This is a genomic window from Sphingomonas sp. LH128, from assembly GCF_000293195.2.
GTDB lineage: Bacteria > Pseudomonadota > Alphaproteobacteria > Sphingomonadales > Sphingomonadaceae > Novosphingobium > Novosphingobium resinovorum_A.
The window spans coordinates 1-1,778 of sequence record NZ_ALVC01000459.1; the positions used below are offsets into that span (position 1 = coordinate 1).

The 1,778-nt window shown below is 62.3% G+C and carries 3 protein-coding genes; all 3 read right to left on the reverse strand.

Annotated features, from left to right (window positions below):
* Positions 1 to 147: 147 nt before the first annotated feature.
* Positions 148 to 927, reverse strand: a complete 780-nt coding sequence (locus LH128_RS31605; protein ID WP_008833114.1) for a hypothetical protein — start codon at positions 925 to 927, stop codon at positions 148 to 150.
* Between the two features lie 18 nt (positions 928 to 945).
* Complete coding sequence (locus LH128_RS28215) at positions 946 to 1,452, reverse strand: hypothetical protein (RefSeq protein ID WP_008833115.1); 507 nt, start codon at positions 1,450 to 1,452, stop codon at positions 946 to 948.
* 51 nt (positions 1,453 to 1,503) lie between these two features.
* Positions 1,504 to 1,778, reverse strand: a 275-nt coding sequence (locus LH128_RS32585; RefSeq protein ID WP_008828891.1) for a type II toxin-antitoxin system RelE family toxin, incomplete at its 5' end; no start/stop codon positions are given.

The window sequence follows — 1,778 nt, forward strand, 5'->3', positions numbered from 1 at the left end:
GCGGCGGAGGAATCCTTGCCGCCCGAGACGTTGAAGACGATCCAGGCCCCGGCCTCGATCGCGGCGCGGATCTCGGCAGGCAGGACGAGCGAAGGCAGTCCTGCCGGCGCGGTGCCGGCAGGCTGCAGATGCTGATGCAGCATGGGATCAGTGGGACGTCAGATGGGTGGTGATCGCAGCTTCCTCGACGACGGGAAGCCTGCTTGCGAGGTCGCGCGCGATCGCTTCGCGGTAGGCGACCGCCATCCACATTTCGCGGGGGTGGCCTCTGTATTCCTTGCCGACCAGCTCGATCTTGTCACCGTACTGTTCGATGCGCTGCCCGTTGTAGCAGACCAGGATCTCCCATTGGGTGACGCTGAAGCGCTTCTGTTCGATGGTGACAAGGGCGGGATCGAAAACCGGCTTGGGTGTCTCGGAAGGACCGGCGCCCGTTCCGAGCACGCGGCCGATGATGCCGGTGGTGCTGTGAAAATCGATCCCGGCTTCGGTGATGATGACGCAGCCGCCACCAAATTCGTCTGGCCGCAAGGCATCGCAGGTGTGCGCCCATGAGAAAGCGCAAGGGATTGCGGATTTGCAGGCGGTGAAGATCAGGTTTGCCACCTGATCGACGCCGAACTGGTTGCCGCTGAAGCTGACTTTGCAGTGTCCCTCGGCATCGACTTCGCTGATGACGATGCTGCAGTCGAACGACGGGAAATCGGGATCGTCGAAGAGGTCGAGAAAACTCCCGAAATCGTCCCCGTCCTTGGGCGGGAAGAGAGCGGCGAAGCGTGGGCCGAGCTTTTTGTACTCGATGTCTCGAGGGCTATCGCCAGCGTAAAACTCGAGAATGACACTGGCATCCTGCGCCAGCCTGACCATTTCGGCATCCTCGGCGGTCATCTCGAGGATGAAGGAACTGGAGAGGTAATTGTTTGCCATGATGGATCTCCTGCGCGGTCAGGCAGCATCGCCGGCGAGACGCGCGCGGGCGGTCTCGGCGAGCTTGGGGAATGCGGCCGAAAGGTTGGTGTGGATCGTCTCGAATGCGGGGATCGCGAAACGACCGTTGGCGCCGGGGCGCGTGGTCAGCAGCGCGCCGATCGCCACTTCGTCGATTTCGGGCCTCGGAATGGAGGCGACGTTGCCGTCATATTCGACAGGACAGGCAATCGCAGCCTCGATCCAGGAGCCAAGCCCGTCTTCTACGGCCTCGGCGTAGGCGGCGACGGCAGGATCGTCTTCATCGTCAATGTGCAGGACGAGGGTACGATAGGTGCCGAAATCATGCCGATTAGGCTTGCTGGTGAGGCGGCATCCCTGCGGAGGAAGGCCGTGGATGGCGATGATGCCGATCCGATAGGCGTCGATCTCGAAGCGATTGACGCGCTCGAAGTCGGGGGTCTGGCCAAGCTGGGCGCAGTCGGCGTTCGCGGGCGCTGCGCCAATGTCGATGGTGTAGGACAAGGGAACCTCCGTCGATCCTCCATGGATCGCCCGTCCCCTTCCCCCTTCTCTCTATGGGTTATGGATGTCCTTAGGGGGGCAGCGGTAAATGCCACTTCGGTGGCCAACGGTCAGCACAAGCACGACAAGCCTGCCATCCTCGATCTCGCAGACAATCCGGTAGTCGCCAACGCGGTAGCGCCAGCGACCTGCCAAGGGCCCGGACAGTGGCTTTCCTGACGCGCGGGGATCTTCACCGGCTGCAACCCGCTCGCGCGGGAACGTAATGATCCGCTTTGCGGTCTGGCAATCGAGTTTGGAAAGGGACTTTTCGGCGCTGGATGACA